Source organism: Microbacterium sp. NPDC056003, from assembly GCF_042274785.1.
In the GTDB taxonomy this organism is placed as follows: Bacteria; Actinomycetota; Actinomycetes; order Actinomycetales; family Microbacteriaceae; genus Microbacterium.
Genome location: NZ_JBHJXQ010000002.1, coordinates 418,110 through 436,394, shown reverse-complemented (window position 1 = coordinate 436,394; position 18,285 = coordinate 418,110). Strand labels below are relative to the sequence as shown.

Annotated in this window: 19 protein-coding genes; 11 read left to right on the top strand and 8 right to left on the bottom strand. The window is 69.7% G+C overall.

All coding sequences use genetic code 11. From position 1 onward, the window contains the following. Nucleotide 1 precedes the first annotated feature (1 nt). Genes ctaD through ACFC1W_RS11390 form a run of 3 tightly spaced genes read left to right on the top strand, consistent with a single transcriptional unit; the run spans nt 2 to nt 3,030 of the window. On the top strand, nt 2-1,765 hold the full coding sequence (gene ctaD, locus ACFC1W_RS11400) for a cytochrome c oxidase subunit I (protein WP_191766268.1): 1,764 nt from the start codon (nt 2-4) through the stop codon (nt 1,763-1,765). Next, nucleotides 1,766-2,200, top strand: a complete 435-nt coding sequence (locus ACFC1W_RS11395; protein ID WP_375992431.1) for a cytochrome c oxidase subunit 4 — start codon at nt 1,766-1,768, stop codon at nt 2,198-2,200. It abuts the gene before it with no gap. A gap of 23 nt (nt 2,201-2,223) precedes the next feature. Further along, nucleotides 2,224-3,030 (top strand): PP2C family protein-serine/threonine phosphatase, encoded by an 807-nt coding sequence (locus ACFC1W_RS11390; RefSeq protein ID WP_375992428.1) that lies wholly within the window; start codon nt 2,224-2,226, stop codon nt 3,028-3,030. 19 nt (nt 3,031-3,049) lie between these two features. Here the strand turns inward: ACFC1W_RS11390 and ACFC1W_RS11385 are convergent, their stop codons facing one another. The 5 genes from ACFC1W_RS11385 to ACFC1W_RS11365 all read right to left on the bottom strand — a co-directional run bounded on the left by ACFC1W_RS11385 (nt 3,050) and on the right by ACFC1W_RS11365 (nt 8,063). After that, nucleotides 3,050-3,469: a rhodanese-like domain-containing protein gene (locus ACFC1W_RS11385; RefSeq protein ID WP_375992426.1), complete on the bottom strand. Its 420-nt coding sequence runs from the start codon at nt 3,467-3,469 to the stop codon at nt 3,050-3,052. 179 nt (nt 3,470-3,648) lie between these two features. After that, nucleotides 3,649-5,490 (bottom strand): cytochrome bc complex cytochrome b subunit, encoded by a 1,842-nt coding sequence (locus tag ACFC1W_RS11380; protein ID WP_375992423.1) that lies wholly within the window; start codon nt 5,488-5,490, stop codon nt 3,649-3,651. After that, a complete protein-coding gene (locus tag ACFC1W_RS11375; RefSeq protein ID WP_241110822.1) occupies nt 5,487-6,566 on the bottom strand; it encodes a ubiquinol-cytochrome c reductase iron-sulfur subunit in 1,080 nt (359 codons plus the stop codon). The genes ACFC1W_RS11380 and ACFC1W_RS11375 overlap by 4 nt, the downstream gene beginning before the upstream one ends. 34 nt (nt 6,567-6,600) lie before the next feature. Next, complete coding sequence (locus ACFC1W_RS11370; protein WP_375992420.1) at nt 6,601-7,401, bottom strand: c-type cytochrome; 801 nt, start codon at nt 7,399-7,401, stop codon at nt 6,601-6,603. Between the two features lie 20 nt (nt 7,402-7,421). Further along, the gene (locus tag ACFC1W_RS11365; RefSeq protein ID WP_191766275.1) at nt 7,422-8,063 is read right to left on the bottom strand and encodes a heme-copper oxidase subunit III; all 642 of its coding nucleotides are present in this window, start codon (nt 8,061-8,063) and stop codon (nt 7,422-7,424) included. A gap of 186 nt (nt 8,064-8,249) precedes the next feature. Between ACFC1W_RS11365 and trpD the strand changes: the two genes are divergently transcribed. From trpD to ACFC1W_RS11345, 4 genes are all read left to right on the top strand, one after another. Beyond that, nucleotides 8,250-9,311, top strand: coding sequence for an anthranilate phosphoribosyltransferase (trpD, locus tag ACFC1W_RS11360; protein ID WP_375992417.1), 1,062 nt, complete (start codon nt 8,250-8,252; stop codon nt 9,309-9,311). 88 nt (nt 9,312-9,399) lie between these two features. Then, nucleotides 9,400-9,897 carry an aromatic ring-opening dioxygenase LigA gene (locus ACFC1W_RS11355; protein WP_375992414.1) on the top strand — a complete coding sequence of 166 codons (498 nt, stop codon included), beginning with the start codon at nt 9,400-9,402 and terminating at the stop codon, nt 9,895-9,897. A 25-nt stretch (nt 9,898-9,922) separates the two neighbouring features. Next, complete coding sequence (locus ACFC1W_RS11350) at nt 9,923-10,918, top strand: PHP domain-containing protein (RefSeq protein ID WP_375992896.1); 996 nt, start codon at nt 9,923-9,925, stop codon at nt 10,916-10,918. 31 nt (nt 10,919-10,949) lie between these two features. After that, complete coding sequence (locus ACFC1W_RS11345; protein WP_375992411.1) at nt 10,950-11,456, top strand: ClbS/DfsB family four-helix bundle protein; 507 nt, start codon at nt 10,950-10,952, stop codon at nt 11,454-11,456. Nucleotides 11,457-11,537: 81 nt separating this feature from the next. Here ACFC1W_RS11345 and ACFC1W_RS11340 read toward each other — a convergent pair whose 3' ends face one another. Then, nucleotides 11,538-12,467, bottom strand: a complete 930-nt coding sequence (locus ACFC1W_RS11340) for a 5'-3' exonuclease H3TH domain-containing protein (protein ID WP_375992409.1) — start codon at nt 12,465-12,467, stop codon at nt 11,538-11,540. 223 nt (nt 12,468-12,690) lie between these two features. Here ACFC1W_RS11340 and ACFC1W_RS11335 point away from each other — a divergent pair, with 223 nt between their 5' ends. Genes ACFC1W_RS11335 through ACFC1W_RS11320 form a run of 4 tightly spaced genes read left to right on the top strand, consistent with a single transcriptional unit; the run spans nt 12,691 to nt 16,992 of the window. Beyond that, the gene (locus ACFC1W_RS11335; protein ID WP_375992406.1) at nt 12,691-13,599 is read left to right on the top strand and encodes a hypothetical protein; all 909 of its coding nucleotides are present in this window, start codon (nt 12,691-12,693) and stop codon (nt 13,597-13,599) included. Next, the gene (locus ACFC1W_RS11330) at nt 13,596-14,786 is read left to right on the top strand and encodes a cytidylyltransferase domain-containing protein (protein ID WP_375992403.1); all 1,191 of its coding nucleotides are present in this window, start codon (nt 13,596-13,598) and stop codon (nt 14,784-14,786) included. The genes ACFC1W_RS11335 and ACFC1W_RS11330 overlap by 4 nt, the downstream gene beginning before the upstream one ends. Further along, nucleotides 14,783-15,655 carry an N-acetylneuraminate synthase family protein gene (locus tag ACFC1W_RS11325; protein ID WP_375992401.1) on the top strand — a complete coding sequence of 291 codons (873 nt, stop codon included), beginning with the start codon at nt 14,783-14,785 and terminating at the stop codon, nt 15,653-15,655. Before ACFC1W_RS11330 ends, ACFC1W_RS11325 begins: the two co-directional genes overlap by 4 nt. After that, complete coding sequence (locus ACFC1W_RS11320; protein ID WP_375992399.1) at nt 15,652-16,992, top strand: DUF6716 putative glycosyltransferase; 1,341 nt, start codon at nt 15,652-15,654, stop codon at nt 16,990-16,992. Before ACFC1W_RS11325 ends, ACFC1W_RS11320 begins: the two co-directional genes overlap by 4 nt. On the opposite strand, the gene ACFC1W_RS11315 is transcribed toward ACFC1W_RS11320, so the two are convergent. Both ACFC1W_RS11315 and ACFC1W_RS11310 read right to left on the bottom strand, forming a co-directional pair. Continuing rightward, nucleotides 16,911-17,693, bottom strand: coding sequence for a hypothetical protein (locus ACFC1W_RS11315; RefSeq protein WP_375992396.1), 783 nt, complete (start codon nt 17,691-17,693; stop codon nt 16,911-16,913). The genes ACFC1W_RS11320 and ACFC1W_RS11315 overlap by 82 nt on opposite strands. Then, the gene (locus ACFC1W_RS11310; RefSeq protein WP_375992393.1) at nt 17,684-18,223 is read right to left on the bottom strand and encodes a hypothetical protein; all 540 of its coding nucleotides are present in this window, start codon (nt 18,221-18,223) and stop codon (nt 17,684-17,686) included. Before ACFC1W_RS11310 ends, ACFC1W_RS11315 begins: the two co-directional genes overlap by 10 nt. Nucleotides 18,224-18,285 lie beyond the last annotated feature (62 nt).

Genomic DNA, 18,285 nt, shown 5'->3' with positions numbered 1-18,285 from the left:
CATGGCGACGACGGTTCCACTTCAGGGGACGACTCAGGGTCGCCCGACCACACTGCCGCCTCGCCAGGCCGCACTGCTCAGCGCTTCGCGCGTCGAGCAGAAGGGCAACATCATCGTCAAGTGGATCACCTCCACCGACCACAAGACGATCGGCTACCTCTACCTCATCTCGTCGGTGCTGTTCTTCCTCCTCGGAGGAGTGATGGCGCTGATCATCCGTGCTGAGCTCTTCGAGCCCGGGATGCAGATCATCCCGACGAAGGAGCAGTACAACCAGCTCTTCACGATGCACGGCACGATCATGCTGCTCATGTTCGCGACGCCACTGTTCGCCGGGTTCGCCAACGCGATCCTGCCGCTGCAGATCGGCGCGCCCGACGTCGCCTTCCCGCGTCTGAACGCGTTCGCGTTCTGGCTGTTCCTCTTCGGCTCGACCATCGCCGTGGCCGGCTTCCTCACCCCGCAGGGCGCGGCGTCGTTCGGCTGGTTCGCCTACCAGCCGCTCGCCAATGCCAGCTTCTCCCCGGGTGCCGGAGGAAACCTCTGGATGCTCGGCCTCGGCATGAGCGGTTTCGGAACGATCCTCGGCGCGGTGAACTTCATCACGACGATCATCACGATGCGCGCGCCGGGCATGACCATGTGGCGCATGCCGATCTTCTCGTGGAACACGCTGATCACGAGCATCCTGATCCTGATGGCGTTCCCGGTGCTCGCCGCCGCCATCCTGGCCGCCGCGGCCGACCGTGTGCTCGGCGCCCACATCTACGACCCGGCCAACGGCGGCGTCCTGCTGTGGCAGCACCTGTTCTGGTTCTTCGGACACCCAGAGGTGTACATCATCGCCCTGCCGTTCTTCGGCATCGTCTCGGAGATCTTCCCGGTGTTCAGCCGCAAGCCGATCTTCGGGTACAAGACCCTCGTCTACGCGACGATCGCGATCGCCGCCCTCTCCGTGGCGGTGTGGGCCCACCACATGTACGTCACCGGCGCGGTTCTGCTGCCGTTCTTCGCCCTGATGACCATGCTCATCGCGGTGCCGACCGGTGTGAAGATCTTCAACTGGATCGGAACGCTCTGGCGAGGCTCGGTGACGTTCGAGACCCCGATGGTCTTCGCCCTCGGCTTCCTCGTGTCGTTCGTCTTCGGTGGCCTCACCGGCGTCATCCTCGCCTCGCCGCCGCTGGACTTCCACCTTTCCGACTCGTACTTCGTCGTCGCGCACTTCCACTACGTCGTGTTCGGAACCGTCGTCTTCGCGATGTTCGCCGGCTTCTACTTCTGGTGGCCGAAGTGGACCGGAAAGATGCTCAACGAGCGCCTCGGCATGGTGCACTTCTGGCTGCTGTTCATCGGCTTCCACATGACCTTCCTCATCCAGCACTGGCTGGGCGTGGACGGCATGGTGCGCCGCTACGCGGACTACTCGGCGGCCGACGGCTGGACGTGGCAGAACCAGGTCTCGACGGTCGGCGCGATCATCCTCGGCGCCTCGATGATCCCGTTCCTGTTCAACGTGTGGATCACCGCCCGCAAGGCGCCGCGCGTGACCGTGAACGACCCGTGGGGCTACGGCGCCTCGCTCGAGTGGGCCACCTCGTGCCCGCCGCCGCGGCACAACTTCACGTCGATCCCGCGTATCCGCAGCGAGCGCCCGGCGTTCGACCTCAACCACCCCGAGGCGGGGATCCCCGTCGGTGTCGGACCTGCGAAGGACGCGCCTGAAGCCCCGGTTGTCGACGCCGCCGACGGAGAGGTGAAGTAAGTGCGCACCAACACCGGACTGTGGTGGCTCCTCACCGTGTTCTTCGCCCTCGTGGGCGTGGTCTACATCGTGTGGAACATCGTCGCCCACCCCGACGTGCCGTGGTACCGGGCGATCGAGTGGGTCGGCGCCGTGGCGCTGATCTTCACCTCACTGATGGGTGCGCTCATCGCGTTCTACATCAGCCGTGTGCACAACGCGCAGGGTGGGGAGCTTCCCGAAGACGTCCTGACGTCCGACATCGACGACGGCGACCCCGAGCTGGGCGAGTTCAGCCCGTGGTCGTGGTGGCCGATCGTCCTCGCCTTCTCGGCTGCTCTCGCGATGATCGGCCTGGCCGTCGGCGCGTGGATGGTGCCGATCGGCGTCGGCGTCTTCGTCATCGCCATCGTCGGCTGGGTCTACGAGTACTACCGCGGGTACTTCGCGCGCTGATCGTGCCGTTGCGGCCTTCCCGCGTGCGGCTGCGTGCCGCCGCCGTCTCCGACACCGGAGCCTACCGATCCGTCAACCAGGACGCCGCCTTCACGGCACCCTGGGGCGGTGCGGTGGCTGACGGTGTGGGCGGCGGTCCTGCCGGAGATCTCGCCTCGGCCGCTTTCGTTCATCGTCTGGCGGCCGGCCGGGTCGGCACCGTCGATGCCGCCGCGCTGGCTGTCAGCGTGAGAGCGGCCAATTGGGATCTGCGGGCGCACGTCGAGCGCGATCCGGCGCTGTCGGGCATGGCGACGACCTTCACCGGCGTCTTCGTGTCGGAGGACGACACGCTCCTGCTCGCTCACACCGGCGACTCTCGCGCATACCTGTTGCGCGATGGCGTCATGACTCAGCAGACGCGTGACGATTCGTACGTGCAGGTGCTCGTCGAGCGGGGGCTGGTGGCGGAAGCGGATGCCGCGACCCATCCGCGACGCAACCTCATCACCGCCTCGCTCAGCGGCGGAGAGCGCGATCGTGTCGTCGTGGCCGAGCACGATGCGCGTCATGGCGATCGCTGGCTGCTGTGCAGCGACGGCTTGACCGACTACGTGCCGCCGAGCGACATCGCGGCGGTGGTCGCGCGATGCGGCGACGCTGTCGAGGCCGCGGGTGCCGCGGTCGCCCTCGGGCTGACGGCCGGCACACGCGACAACGTCACAGTCGTGATCTTCGACGTGGAGCTCGGACCGGCGGAGCCGTTCGGTCTGAGCAGCAGGACGTCGTTCTACGGCGCGGCCGCGGCCCGGTTCACCGAAGGCCTGGACGAGGGCCTGGAGTCGGCCTGAGAGGCGCCCTGAATCGTTCTCAGGGTGCGATGGGCGAGCGCACGACCATGACCTGCTCATCGAACACCCGGGGGAGCGGGCCCTCGTCGTTCTCGATGGGCTGACCCTCGCGGATCCAGTACTCGTAGCCGCCGATCATCTCGCGCACCTCGAAGCCGAGCTTCGCGAACTGAAGGGCGCCTTTCGCACCGCCGTTGCAGCCCGGGCTCCAGCAGTAGACGACGACGGGGACGCCTCTGTCGAGCTCGGCCGCCGCGCGCTGTGCGATCTCCTGGTGCGGCATGTGGACTGCGCCGGCTAGCCGTCCCTGCGCCCACGCCTCATCGCCGCGCACGTCGACGAGCACGAACGTCTCGCCGGCCTTCTGCGCCGCGTAGACGTCCGAGGCGTCCGTCTCGAGAGCGAGCTTGGCCGAGAAGTAGTCGAGCGCTGTGGTCATGCGTCCACGCTACGGAAGGGCGCCTCACGATGCGTACCGTCGGGCTGTCATGGGTCGCCGGATTCCTGCCGATCGGCCTGCGGCGCGCGGGGTTGGTGCGGGGGAGCGGTGACGCAGAACGCCCCGGCTGCGAACCCGTGAAGGGTCGTGCCGGGGCGTTCTGACGGGGGAGGACGACGTCAGCGGTCGGCGTCCTTCTCTCGGTTGCGCGGCTTCTTCTGGCCGTCCTCGGGAACGATGACGTTCGTCGGACGGACCGCGGTCTCACTGTTGCGGCCGTCGTCGAGGGGCACGTGAGGAGCATCCGGCACCCCGGCGCGCTCGTGCGCGGCCTGGATCTCGGCGTCCTCTTCCTCAGCGATGTGGTCGAGGGTGTGGTGCTGGTGCGAGAGGGCCTCGTCGAGCTCGGTCTGGGTGACCGGGGTGAGGCGGTCCTCGAAGAACCAGCGCGAAATGACCGCGCGAAGGTTCTCGTGCCACGGGATGCGGCCCTTGGCGTTGGGCCGCACGACGAGCGGCTCGTACGTCACGAAGTCGACCAGCTTGTAGCGCTCGTACTCGTCGACGGGCTGGTGCACCTCGATGTACTCGCCACCGGGGAGGCGGACGATGCGCCCGGACTCGTAGCCGTGCAGGGCGATCTCGCGGTCCTTCTTCTGGAGCGCGATCGCGATGCGCTTCGAGACGAAGTACGCGACGATCGGGCCGATGAAGAGCAGCGCCTGGAGGGTGTGGATGACGCCCTCCATCGTGAGCCAGAAGTGGGTCGCGATGATGTCGGACGCCGCCGCTGCCCAGAGAACGGCGTAGAACGTGACACCGGCGGCGCCGATGGCGGTGCGGGTCGGCGCGTTGCGCGGACGCTCGGCGATGTGGTGCTCGCGCTTGTCTCCGGTCACCCACGCCTCGATGAAGGGGTAGATGAGCACGAGGACGATGAACAGACCGAGCGCGACGAGCGGAACGATGATGTTGAACGACCAGGTGTGGTCCAGGAAGACGAACTCCCAGCCCGGGGGCACGAGACGCAGGGCACCGTCGGCGAAGCCGATGTACCAGTCGGGCTGCGTGCCGGCGGAAACGGGCGACGGGTCGTACGGGCCGTAGTTCCAGATCGGGTTGATCGTGAACAGCGCCGCGATGAGCGCGATCACGCCGAACGTGATGAACAGGAAGCCGCCCATCTTCGACATGTAGACCGGCATCATCGGGTAGCCGACGACGTTGCTGTTGGCTCGGCCGGGGCCGCCGAACTGTGTGTGCTTGTTGATCACCATCAGCATGAGGTGGAGCACGAGCAGGCCGACGAGGATCGCGGGCAGCAGCAGGATGTGCAGCGAGTACAGGCGGCCCACGATCGCCGTGCCCGGGAACTCGCCGCCGAACAGCAGGAACGAGGTCCACGTGCCGATGAGCGGGATGCCCTTGACCATGCCGTCGATGATGCGGAGGCCGTTGCCCGACAGGACGTCGTCGGGGAGCGAGTAGCCGGTGAAGCCCTCGCCCATCGCGAGGATGAAGAGGATGAACCCGATGACCCAGTTCAGCTCGCGCGGCTTGCGGAACGCGCCGGTGAAGAACACGCGGAGCATGTGCACGCCGATGCCGGCGACGAACACGAGCGCGGACCAGTGGTGCATCTGACGCACCAGGAGCCCGCCGCGGAGATCGAACGAGATCTCGAGGGTGGACGCCATCGCCGCAGACATCTCGATGCCGCGCATCGGGAGGTAGGCGCCGGTGTAGTGCGTCTCGACCATCGACGCCTGGAAGAAGAACGTCAGGAAGGTGCCGGTGAGGAGCACGACGACGAAGCTCCACAGGGCGATCTCGCCGAGCATGAACGACCAGTGGTCGGGGAAGACCTTGCGGCCCAGCTCCTTGACGAAGCCCGACAGGCTCGTGCGCTCGTCGATGTAGTTCGACGCGGCGCCGATGAAGCGTCCGCCCAGCGGCTTGTCACGGGGCGTCGTGGCAGGAGGCGCCTCGACGAGGTCCTCGGTTGCGGTTGCGGTACTCAATGACGCTCCCAGAAGCTCGGGCCGACGGGTTCGGTGAAGTCGCTGCGGGCGACCAGGTAGCCCTCGGCGTCGACCGTGATCGGCAGCTGGGGCAGGGGACGAGCGGCCGGCCCGAAGATGACCTTCGCGGCGTCGGTCACGTCGAACTGGGACTGGTGGCACGGGCACAGCAGGTGGTGGGTCTGCTGCTCGTAGAGGGCGACCGGGCAGCCGACGTGCGTGCAGACCTTGGAGTAGGCGACGATCCCGTCGTACGACCAGTCGGCGCGCTCCGGGCTCTCGATCAGCTGGTCGGGGAGCAGGCGCATGAGGAGGACGATCGCCTTCGCCTTCTCCTCGAGATAGCCGTCGCTGTGCGAGAGCTCGGCGAGCTCCTCGGGGATGACGTGCACGGCCGAGCCCAGAGTGACGTCCGCGGCGCGGATCGGCTCACCGCTCGGGTCGTGGGCGAGGCGCATCCCCTCCTTCCACATGGTGTGGCTGAGGAGGAAGACCGGGTTGCCGCCCTCGGGGTGCTCGGGCGAGTCCTGCGGCGCGAGGCCGCGGAACAGCACGATCGCGGGCGCCACCGAGGCGACGAGCGCTGCGATCATCGAGTTGCGGATCATCGTGCGGCGACCGAAGCCGGAGTCCTCGTTGGCGTCGGCGAACGCCTGGATCGCGGCCTCACGCGTCGAATCACGGCCACGGGTCGCGTGCCGCGGCTCGACGAACTCGCGGTCGGACATGACCGCCTTCGACCAGTGGATGGCTGCCACTCCGATGGCGAGCAGGGCGAAGGCGATGCCGAGACCGATGAAGAGGTTGTTGTTGCGGATGTCGGTCATCCGCCCGCTCTCGATCGGGAAGAGCATGTAGGCCGCGATGGCCCAGATGCTGCCGGCGATCGACAGGTAGAACAACGTGTAGACCGTGCGGACGGCGGCCTTCATGGCCTTCGGGTCCTTGTCGGTCATCCGCTCGCGATGCGGAGGGAACTCCGGGGCGCGCACCGGGTCGTTGACCGCGACGGCGAGCCCGGTGGAGGGCTTCCAGGAAGCCCTCTCGTGCTCGAGCGGGTCGTCCTCGTGTGCCATGCTGCTCCTCGTCAGGTCTTGCGTGTCAGTACGTTCAGTTGGACTTCGCCGTGATCCACACGGTGATGGCGATCAGCGAGCCGATGCCGAAGATCCAGATGAAGAGGCCCTCGGAGACGGGGCCGAGCGATCCGAGCGTGAACCCGCCGGGCGACTGGGTGTCCTGCAGGAACAGCAGGTAGGAGATGATGTCGCGCTTCTCCTCGGTCGTCAGCGTCATGTCGTTGAAGACCGGCATGTTCTGCGGACCGGTGACCATCGCCGCGTACATGTTGAGCGGGGTGGTGTTGTAGAGCGCCGGGGCGTACTTGCCCTCGGTGAGCGCTCCGCCCGCTCCGGCCACGTTGTGGCACATCGCGCAGTTGATGCGGAACAGCTCGCCGCCCTCGGCGGCGTTGCCCTCGCCGTCGAGCACTTCCTCCGACGGGAAGCTCGGGCCGGGGGCGATGCTCTGGATGTAGGCGCCGACCGCGGCGATCTGCTCATCGGTGAACTGGACGGGCTTCTGCGGAGCCTGGGGTCCCTGCATCTGCAGGGGCATGCGGCCGGTGCTCATCTGGAAGTGCACCGCGAGCTCGCCCACGCCGTACAGCGACGGGCCGTCGGGCGTGCCCTGCACGTCGAGGCCGTGGCAGGTGGCGCAGTTCGCCTGGAACAGCAGCTTGCCGTCCTCGACGGTAGTCGCGGTGGCGACCGTGGTCTCGGTCGTGGCGGCCACTGCCGCGGACGCGCCCGCGTACACGCCGCCGGTGATCAGAAGTCCGATGCCGATGAGCGCGGCAGCAGCCCAGGGGCTGCGGCGGCCTTTCGAGCGGCGCGGGGTGTCTCGTGCCATGTCGGGAATCAGCTCCGCTCTTATTTCAGGAAGTAGATGACGAGGAACAGGGCGATCCAGACGACGTCGACGAAGTGCCAGTAGTACGACACGACGATCGAGGACGTCATCTCTTTGCGCCCGAAGTTCTTGACGGCGTAGGCGCGGCCGATCACCAGGAGGAAGGCGATGAGGCCGCCGGTGACGTGGAGCGCGTGGAACCCGGTGGTGAGGTAGAACGCCGACGCGTACGAGTTCGCGGTGATCGGCATCCCCTCGGCGACGAGCTGTGCGTACTCCCAGACCTGACCCGACACGAAGATGGCACCGAGGGCGAAGGTCAGCCAGAACCACTCGACCATGCCCCAGCCGAGCCAGCCGCGCTTGCGCGTCGAGTAGGGCTGGAATCGCTCAGCGGCGAAGACGCCCATCTGGCAGGTGACCGACGAGAGCACGAGGATGATCGTGTTCACGGTCGCGTAGGGGATGTTGAGCAGCTGCGTCTCTTCCGCCCACAGATCGGGGGAGGCGTTGCGCAGGGTGAAGTAGATCGCGAAGAGACCCGCGAAGAACATCACCTCGCTGCCGAGCCACACGATCGTTCCGACGGCGACCGGATCGGGCCGCTTGACGGACCGCATGGCCTGGGCGTAGGTCGCTGAGGAGGTCGTCACGCTCCCCATTATGGCCGATCCTGGGACACGATATTCGCATCACGGGCGATGCAATTGCCACGGACGGAACTTAGGACCACCTAAGGGGTGCCCGCGAGTATGCCGTGAACACGTGGTGAAGACGCAGAACCGGCGCCGGCGGGACGCCGTGTCACGAAACGGTTCCGATCCCGCCGCACGGCTAGGCTCGTGGTCATGGCGGAGCTGTACACCTGGCCGAACGTCCTCACCACGCTGCTGGAGCGTCGCGACCTCAGCGTCTCCGAGTCGACGTGGGCGATGCGGCAGATCATGAACGGCGCGGCGACACCGTCCCAGTTGGCCGGATTCCTCCTGGCCCTGCGCGCCAAGGGCGAGACGGTCGACGAGATCGTCGGGTTCCGCGACGCGATCCTCGAGGCCGCCGTGCCGTTGCGCGTCGACCCCGCCGTCCTCGACATCGTGGGCACGGGCGGCGACCGCTTCGGCACGGTCAACGTCTCCACCATGGCCGCGCTCGTGGCCGCGGCATCCGGTGTCCCCGTCGTCAAGCACGGCAACCGCGCTGCCAGCTCCGCCTCGGGTTCATCCGACGTGCTGGGCGCTCTCGGCGTCGACCTCTCGCTCCCGCCCGAGGCCGTGGCCGAGGCTCTGCCGCAGGCCGGCATCACGTTCGCGTGGGCCGCGGCCTTCCACCCCGGGTTCAAGCACGCGGGGCCCACGCGCAGCGAGCTGGGCGTGCCCACGGTCTTCAACTTCCTGGGTCCGCTGTGCAACCCCGCGCGCGCCGAGGCGAACGCCGTCGGCGTGGCTCAGCTCGACCGAGTCCCGCTCATCACCGGTGTGTTCCGCACCCGCGGCGCGACCGCCCTGGTGTTCCGCGGCGACGACGGGCTCGACGAGCTGACGACCACGGGCCACAGCCGCCTCTGGGAGGTCAGCCGCGGCGACATCCACGAGCACGACCTCGATCCGCGCGACCTCGGCATCCCGCTCGCCGACATCGACGACCTGCTCGGCGGCGACCCCGCCCACAATGCGGCCGTCGTGCGGCGCGTGCTCGGCGGCGAGGAGGGTCCCGTGCGCGACATCGTGCTGCTCAATGCCGCCGCCGGCATCGTGGCCTACCGCCTGTTCCAGGATGCGGCGCAGGTGCAGCGGCCGATCCTGGAGCGCCTCGCCGAGGCGCGGGACGCATCCGCCGAGGCGATCGACAGCGGCGCGGCACTCGCGACCCTCGACCGGTGGGTCGAGGTCACTCGGGCGCTCGCCTCCTGACGCGACGCCTTTTGCACGGCCGGCGCTCTTCCCTCGCGGTCGGGCGCGCCGATAGCGTGGCCCCACGATCACCGATCAGGAGGACGCCATGAGCCAGGACCTTCCCACGACGACCGCAGACGCCGTAGCGCCGCCGGCGAAGAAGGTCGGCCTGGTCAAGGCGGTCGGCGTGCTCGGCATCGTCGGCGGCGTCCTGCTGATCGTCGTCGCGATCATCGCGTGGATCGCGGTGACGATGCAGCTGACCGCTGAGAACATCACGATCCCCGACGACGCCGCGGCGTTCCAGGGTCAGCAGGTCACCGGTCCGGTGACGGCCTACGTCCAGGCCGACATCATCAACCACCACGCGCTGCAGGCGTCGGGCGGCAAGACCTACGCCGAGCTCGACCAGGACGACCCGGTCCGGGCGACGATGATGCAGGCCTCGTTCCTGCGCGCGTCGCTGTTCACCTCGGTCGTCGCGTACGGCGTCGCCCTGTTCGCGGCAGGAATGGGCGTGCTCGCGATCCTGTTCGGATGGGCGATCCACCGGCTCGCGGACGTCCCCGTCGTGGTGAAGCGATCGGCGCTGGCCGTCGAATGACCCGTTGCCCGTCGCCGGGCGTGCGATGAATCCCCACGACGCGCTCACCGAGATCGCGACGCTGCTCGAGCGCGAGCGGTCGTCGCGATACAAGTCGAAGGCGTTCCGCGCAGCGGCCGACGCGATCGCGGGCCTGACAGACGAGCAGCTGCGGGATGCCGCATCCCTCCGCCGTCGCAAGGGCATCGGCGACTCGACCTTCGCCGTCATCCAGGAAGCGCTCGGCGGGACCGTGCCGGCCTACCTCGCCGACCTCCGCGAGCGCGCGGGGGTGGTGGTGGCGTCTCGGCTGCGGGGGCTCCTGCGCGGCGACCTGCACGCGCACAGCGACTGGTCGGACGGCCTCACCTCGATCGACCTCATGGTCGACGCGGCGCGCGCGCTCGGCCACGAGTACCTTGCGCTCACCGACCACTCGCCGAGGCTGCGCGTCGCGAACGGGCTGTCGCCCGAGCGCCTGCGCGCCCAGCTCGAGGTCGTCGCCGGTATGAGCGGGGACGGGTTCACCCTGCTGTCGGGCATCGAGGTCGACATCCTCGACGACGGCGCCCTCGACCAGGAGGCAGGCCTGCTCGACGAGCTCGACATCGTCGTGGCCTCGGCGCACTCGAAGCTGCGGATGGAGCGGGCGCCGATGACGCGACGGCTCGTCGCGGCCGCGTCCAACCCGCACGTCGACGTGCTCGGCCACGTCACGGGACGCCTGGTCGAAGGCGCGCGCGGCACCCGGCCGCAGTCGTCGTTCGACCCGAGAGCGGTCTTCGAGGCGTGCGCGTCGCACGGCGTCGCGGTCGAGATCAACTCCCGCCCGGAGCGGCAGGACCCGCCCGACGAGCTGATCGCGCTCGCGCTGGAGATCGGATGCCTCTTCTCGATCGACTCCGACGCGCATGCGCCCGGGCAGCTGTCGCTGATCGACCACGGCGCGGAGCGTGCGGAGCGGATGGGGGTCCCGGCGGACCGGATCGTCACCACCTGGCCGCTCGATCGCCTGCGGGAGTGGGCCGCACGCGATCGGTGACCTCGGCGGGCTTCCCGGCTACGGTGGCGTCGTGGACTACACGCACGCAGAGCTCATCGCCCGCAACGACGCCGAGTTCGCCGCGCTCTTCGCGCTGATCGAAGGGCTGCCGGAGGAGCGCCTGACCGAGGAGTTCGCCGGCGACGGACGAGACCGCACCGTGCGCGACGTGATCGCGCACCTGCATGCCTGGCACATCCTGCTGGAGCGGTGGTACTCCGACGGGGAGGCCGGTGGCTCGCCCGCGATCCCCGCGGAGGGATACACCTGGCGCGAGCTCGCACAGCTGAACGAGGAACTGCGGCAGCAGTGGCAGGGCACCGGGCTCGGCGAACTGCTGGCCCTCGTACGGGCCTCGCACGAGGCGCTGCAGGCCATGGTCGCGCTCCGCACGGACGCCGAGCTCACGGCACCCGACGCCTTCGCGTGGACGCAGGGGTCGCCTCTCGGCGAGTTCGCGTGGGAGTGCGGCGGAAACCACTACATCTGGGCGCGCGGCGTGATCGCCGCGGGGCTCGGCCTCTCCCCGACGACCTGACCCCTGCCACCGCCTCCTCACCTGTCACGAAGCGACGGGTGCCCCGGCAGGTCGTGACAGGTGAGCGGGCGGGGGCCGCGGTCAGGCGTCGACGCGCTCGAGGGCGTCGGTGATGCGCGCCATCGAGGAACCCAGCGCCCAGCGCTCGGCGAGGGCTTCAGCCGCCGCCTTCCGCTCGGCGTCGAGCGGGCGCAGTCGCGCGTCGACCTCGGGCAGCGGAAGGTCGCGCACCACGGCGACCACCTTCGGGGCGACCGCCAGGTAGGGCGCGCCGGCCTCGAGCTTCGCGCGGACGCCGGCCGACATGCCCTCGCCTGATTCGGCGGCGGCGAGGATGCCGGGCAGGTCGCCGTGGGCGGCCAGGAGTCCGGCGGCGGTCTTCTCCCCGATGCCCGCGACGCCGGGCAGCCCGTCGGAGGAGTCGCCGCGGAGGGTGGCGAAGTCGGCGTACTGGCTGGGCAGCACGCCGTACTTGGCGACCACGCTCGCGTCGGTCAGCACTTCGAGGTTGCTCATTCCCCGAGCGGTGTAGACGACGCGCACGTCGCGGGCGTCGTCCACGAGCTGGAAGAGGTCGCGGTCGCCGGTCACGACATCGACCGGAATGGTGGCGCGCGTCGCCAGCGTGCCGATGACGTCGTCGGCCTCGTGCTCGGCAGCGCCGACGATGCGGATGCCGAGCGCGTCGAGGGTCTCGCGGATGACCGGCACCTGCGCCTCGAGCGGGTCGGGGACGACTTCGATGTCGGGACCGGCCGCGACCACCTCGGCGACGCGATGGGTCTTGTACGTCGGGATGAGGTCGACGCGCCACTGCGGACGCCAGTCGTCGTCCCAGCAGGCGACGAGATGCGTCGGCCGGTAGGTCGTGACCAGGCGGGTGATGATGTCGAGGAAGCCGCGCACCGCATTCACCGGCGTGCCGTCGGGTGCGCGCACCGTGTCGGGGACGCCGTAGAACGCGCGGAAGTAGAGCGAAGCCGAGTCGAGGAGCATGAGGCGGTCGGTCACGCGCTTCATCCTGGCACGCGCGTCAGACGCCCCGCGACGGGGTGACGGATCAGCTCGGACCCGTTGCGGCGCCCGTCGCGGCTCGGACCCGTCGGCGCCCGTCGCGGCACCGGTCGCGGCACCCGTCGTTCACCTGTCCGACGCCGCGCGGTCGCCTACCGGGCGTGCCGCCGTTCATCCGCGCCGTCCAGCGTGGTCGGACAGCCGAGGAGGAGGTGCCATCGTGCGCAGCGAGGTCGTCGCGTGGGTCGAGTCCCCGCTTCAGCTCGTGGGTGCCGCGGAGTGGGCTGCGGCGCACCGCACAACCGTCACCGTCGCCGGGCGTCTGACGGCGCAGATGTCGGCGACCGCCGACGAGCTGCTCGCGCGTCGTGCGCGGTTCGGGCACCTCGAGCCGTACCTCGGCATCCCTTTCTCGCTGCTCACCCGGCACGGACACTGGCTCGTCGGCGATGGCTTCTCGGGGCAGTTCCGGGCGGCTGCCGCCCTGCTGCGCCCGGACCGTCTCACCTTTCTCGACGACGGCGCGAACGCGCTCGCCTACGCCGACACCCTTCTCGACCGGAGGCCGTACGCGCGTCCCGAGGTGGTCGAGCGCGGCCTGACGACCTGGTTCGCGCCGCTCGCCCACGAGATGGTGCTGCGGCGCGCGGCCGCCCGACGTGTCGAGTTCTTCACCGCTTTCGACCTCGGCGACGATCGGGTGGACGCACTGAGCGACCGTGGCTTCGCCATCCGCCGTCATGCCTTCGACTGGACGCGCGCCAGCGCTCCGGCGGTGGCGAGCCTCGCCGACCGAGTGCTCCTCGGCAGCGCCCGGCCGGTCGACGGACGGCTGTCGCTCGAGGACTATCTCCAGTGGGTACGGGATGCCGCGGGCCTCGGTCCGGCCGTGTATCTGCCGCACCGACGAGAGACGCCGGAGCAGCTCGCCGCCGTGGCGGGGGTCGCCGGTCTCACGATCCGCGAGACCGGACTGCCCGTCGAGCTCGTCCTCGCAGGGGCAGCCGGTCCGCTCGACATCCGCACGATCGTCTCGACCACCACCACCACTCTGCCGCTCGTGCTCGCGGGAACCGGATCGACCGTGACGGTCGGCCGGGGGAGCGCACCCCGGGAGCAGACGGCATGAGCGAGGTCGTAGCCATCATCCCCGCGCGCGGCGGGTCGAAGGGCGTGCCGCGCAAGAATCTCCGCCGGGTCGGCGGCATCCCGCTCATTGCTCGCGCCGTCGATGCCGCACACCGGTGCCCGTCCATCGATCGGGTCGTCGTCACGACGGACGATGCGGACATCGCCGCGCTGGCCCGGGAGTGGGGCGCCGAGGTGGTCGAGCGACCCGCCGTGCTCGCCGGCGACGAGGCCAGCTCGGAGAGCGCGCTGCAGCACGCCCTCGAGACCCTCGACGCGCGCGGGGTGGACGTCGGCGTCATCGCGTTCCTGCAGCCGACTTCGCCGTTCATCGACGTGCCCGCCCTCGACGGCGCTGTGCACCTGGTGCGGTCTCGACGGCGCGACACGGTCTTCTCGGCCGTCGAGACCCACGCCTTCCTCTGGGCCAAGCCGGCCGGGTGCGCCGCGGCGCCCGTCAATCACGACGTGGAGGTGCGGCTCCGACGCCAGGAACGCGAGCCGCAGTACCTCGAGACGGGTGCCTTCTACGTGATGCGCGCCGCCGGATTCCGTGCGACGGGGCACCGGTTCTTCGGCAGCATCGGCATCGCGGAGGTCGCCCCGCGCACGGCGATCGAGATCGACTCGGCAGCCGAGCTCGACATCGCTCGCGCCCTCGCCGCGCTGGTCGACGCGCCCGCGGCCCTCGACGTCGACGCGGTGGTCACCGACTTCGACGGTGTGCACACCGACGACACCGTGCGCGTGGCCGAAGACGGCACGGAGTCGGTGACGGTGAGCCGCGCCGACGGGATGGGCGTGTCGCTGCTCCGGGCAGAGGGCATCCCGGTGCTGATCCTCTCCACGGAGTCCAACCCCGTCGTCTCGGCGCGAGCGCGCAAGCTGGGAGTCGATGTCGTGCAGAACGTCGCCGACAAGGGATCGGCGCTGCGCGAGTGGGCCGCGGAGCGCGGCATCCCGCTCTCGCGCATCGCCTATCTCGGCAACGACGTCAACGATCTGCGCTGCCTCGAGATCGTGGGGTGGCCCGTCGCCGTCCCCGACGCGCCCCACGCCGTCCTCGCCGCTGCCCGCACCGTGCTCGACCGCCGGGGCGGCCACGGTGCGGTGCGCGATCTCGCCGATCGCATCCTCGCCGTCCGCGCGGGAGCTGCCCACCTCGTCATCGCCCAGGAGGCACCATGACCGTGACCATCGGATCCCGCGTCGTCGGAGGCGGTCGTCCCGCGTACGTGATCGCCGAGATCGGCCTCAACCACAACGGGGACGTCGAGCTGGCCAAGCAGCTCATCGATGTCGCCGCCGATGCCGGGGCGGATGCGGTGAAGTTCCAGAAGCGGACTCCCGAGCTCTGCACGCCCGAGCACATGCGCGACGTCCCGCGCGAGACGCCGTGGGGCACGATGCCGTATCTGGACTATCGCCGGCGCGTCGAGTTCGACCGAGACCAGTACATCGAGATCTCCGATCATGCTCTGCTGCGCGGCCTCGAGTGGTTCGCCTCGCCGTGGGACGAACCCAGCGTCGCGTTCCTGGAGGGACTCGGCGTCACCGCCCACAAGGTGGCGTCCGCATCGCTCACCGATCGCGGACTGCTCGAGGCGCTGCGTGCCACCGGCAAGACGCTCATCCTTTCGACGGGGATGTCGACCGTCGAGCAGATCGACGCGGCGATCGAGGTCGTCGGAACCGAGCGCCTCCTGCTCATGCATGCGACCTCGACCTACCCGATGGAGCCCGCTGAGGCCAACCTTCGGATGATCCCCGCGCTGCGCGACCGGTACCCCGGCGTCCCGGTGGGGTACTCGGGCCATGAGCGCGGACTGCAGATCTCGCTCGCCGCGGTGGCACTGGGCGCGGTCGCGGTGGAGCGGCACATCACCCTCGATCGCACGATGTGGGGCTCCGACCATGCGGCCTCACTCGAGCCGACGGGGCTTCAGCACCTCGTGCGCGACATCCGTGTGATCGAGGCCGCTCTCGGCGACGGCGTGAAGCGCATCTATCCGGGCGAGCTCGCGCCGATGGCGAAGCTGCGCCGCGTCCCGGCGTGAGGCCGGCGCGGCGCATCGTCGCAGTCGCCGACAGTGACTCCTATGTGAAGTGGGCTGCGGCGCTCCTCGGCACGCTCGATGGGCGGTGGGATGCTTCGCTCCTGGTGCTGCGCACGCCGCTTGCGGTGTCCGACGATCAGCTCGATTCCCAGCTCCGCGGCGGTGGACTGCCGCGGGAGCGCGTGTCGCGTGTCGCCTGGCCCGACCTCATGTCCCGCCTGGGGGAGCAGCGGGCGGACGCGGTGGTCCTGGCGGGCCGCGGGCCGCTCGTGCGCATGCTCGCTCGCGAGATCGCCGGGCTCTCGCCCCGCCCGGTCATCGTGACCGGGCTGCCCGGCATCTCGATACCGGCGACCCGCAAGGCGATCGTGTACCGGACGCAGTGCGACCTGTTCCTCCTCCACTCGCACCGCGAGCGTCGTGAGTTCGACCGGCTCTCGGTCACTCTCGGGATGCCGCAGCGGTTCGCGCTGGCGACGCTCCCGTTCGCGCGCAGCGGCGGTGCCCTGCCCGGCGGAGGGGGCACGGATCTGGTCTTCGCGCCGCAGGCGAAGGTGCCGGCCGCGCGGGCCGACCGTCTGCGGATCGCCCGGCTGCTGGTGCGTGCCGCCGACGCCGACCCGTCGCGCCGCGTGGTGGTCAAGCTGCGTGCCGCGCGCGGCGAGATGCAGACGCACGCCGAGCGCGACAGCTACCCCGACCTCCTCGCGACGCTCGGACGGCTGCCCGCCAACCTCGTGACCTCGACCACGTCGATGGCCAGCGCGCTGCGCACGGCGGAGGGAGTGCTGACGGTCAGCTCCACGGCTGCGATCGAGGCGATCGCGCTCGGCCTTCCGGTCATCGCGCTGGACTCGTTCGGCGTGGCGCCCGCACTGATCAACGAGGTGCTGGCCGACGCAGGCCTCCTCGGCAGTGAAGACGACGTCGTCGAGCGGAGTTTCCGGCGGCCCGCCGAGGCCTGGCTCGAGGACAACTACTTCCATCGGCCCGAGGACGACGACTGGGCGCAGCGCATGGGCGACCTCATCGACGCCCGCCGAAGCGGTGTCCTCGCGCCGCAGCCCCCGCTGGGTCGCATCGGCGGTGCGCTGCGCGATGCGTGGGAGCGCAAGACCGTGCTGGGACCTCAGGATCGGAGCTTCGCGGGCGCCCTCGCCCTCGCCCTCGGCGTACCGCTGCGGTCCGCCATCCGGCTGGTCCACCGTGCGCGACGCCACGTCGCGAGCAAGGCGCCGGACGCCCGGATGCGCGCTCAGCAGCCCGGACCCGACGGGTTCTCGCGGCAGGTCTCGTCGACGAGCGCGGTGCGCACCTCGACGACGCGCACGTCGTAGTCGCCGCTCGTCGCCGTCACGAAGCCGTCGACGGGCAGCCAGAGGCCCGTGCCGAAGTCGACGGATGCCGCGTACCGCACGGTCACCGACACCGGATACGTGCCGCGGTCGCCGTACACGTGGCTCGTCGCCGTCGGGGTGAACTGCGCTTGTGCGAGGCGGTCCCAGCTCGCACCGCCGGTCGTCGTGGTCGCCGACGTGCCGTCGCCGTGTGAGAAGACGAATTCGGCCGGAACGAAGCGGACGGTCACGTCCCAGCCGAGGAGGGTTCCCGAAAGACGCTGCTCGGATGCCGCGCCCACCAGGTTCGTCGGCATGCCCACGACGCCGAACCCGGTCGGCTCGCCGGTGAGCTCCGGTGTCGCCGGCCGGAACGACGCCAGGTCGGCGAGCGTCACTTCGGGGAGCCCCGCCACTTCATAGTTGCCGCGGCAGCCGAGCGACCCGCACTCCTCGGCCCCGTCGGGCGCCTCTGGCGATGGGTCGGCAGGGTCGGCAGGGTCGGACGGGCGGTCGGAGTTCTCCGGATTGGCCGGCTGGGAGCCGGGGCGGGACAGGCCCGCGGAGATGTCGACCTGGTCGCCGGAGTTCTCGGCGGTCGGACAGGAGATCCACTGACTTGCTCCACCGCAGTCGAGGGAGGCGCCAGTTCCCACGCCGGACAGAACCGTGAGGGCGATGGTGATTGCTGCTAGCTGCACGTGGAGCTCTCGATGGCGTTGCTGGAGCTGATCAGGAGACCTGTTGGTGAGGTTGAGTCGGAGTCAAAGTTCACCGTCAATGTGTAGACCTCCGGTCTGTCGCTCCCGACGACCGAGTTCCCTTCTGCGTCAACCACAGTCACCCCTTCGACGTTGCTGCACACCGTCGCGACCACAGTTGGAAGTTCGTCTGCATTCAGCTCGTCGCCAACGAAATTGGTGATCACGGTGCTGCCATCCACTACCCAGCCGTCGGCGTGCATCTGTGACAACTGTTGCCGCTCTTGCGTATTCAACTCCCCGGTCGTCCACGCGTAGACGTCCTCGAACGTCGCAGGATCGCTGAGATCCACGGCGTTAAGCGCATCGACGTACGCGCGGTAGGTCTCTTCGGCCGCGGCGAAGGCCTCGGCCTCGTCGGCGAACGCGCCCGTCGAGGTGGGCGCCTGCTCGGAGGCGGGCGCGCAGCCGGCCAGGATGGCGGCGAGCGCCGACGCGACGAGGATCATCGGGGCCGGTCGCGAAGTCACGCACCCAACGTACCCACGACGGGTTCGTGCCCGACGGACTTATCCACACCGCCGGCACGGCA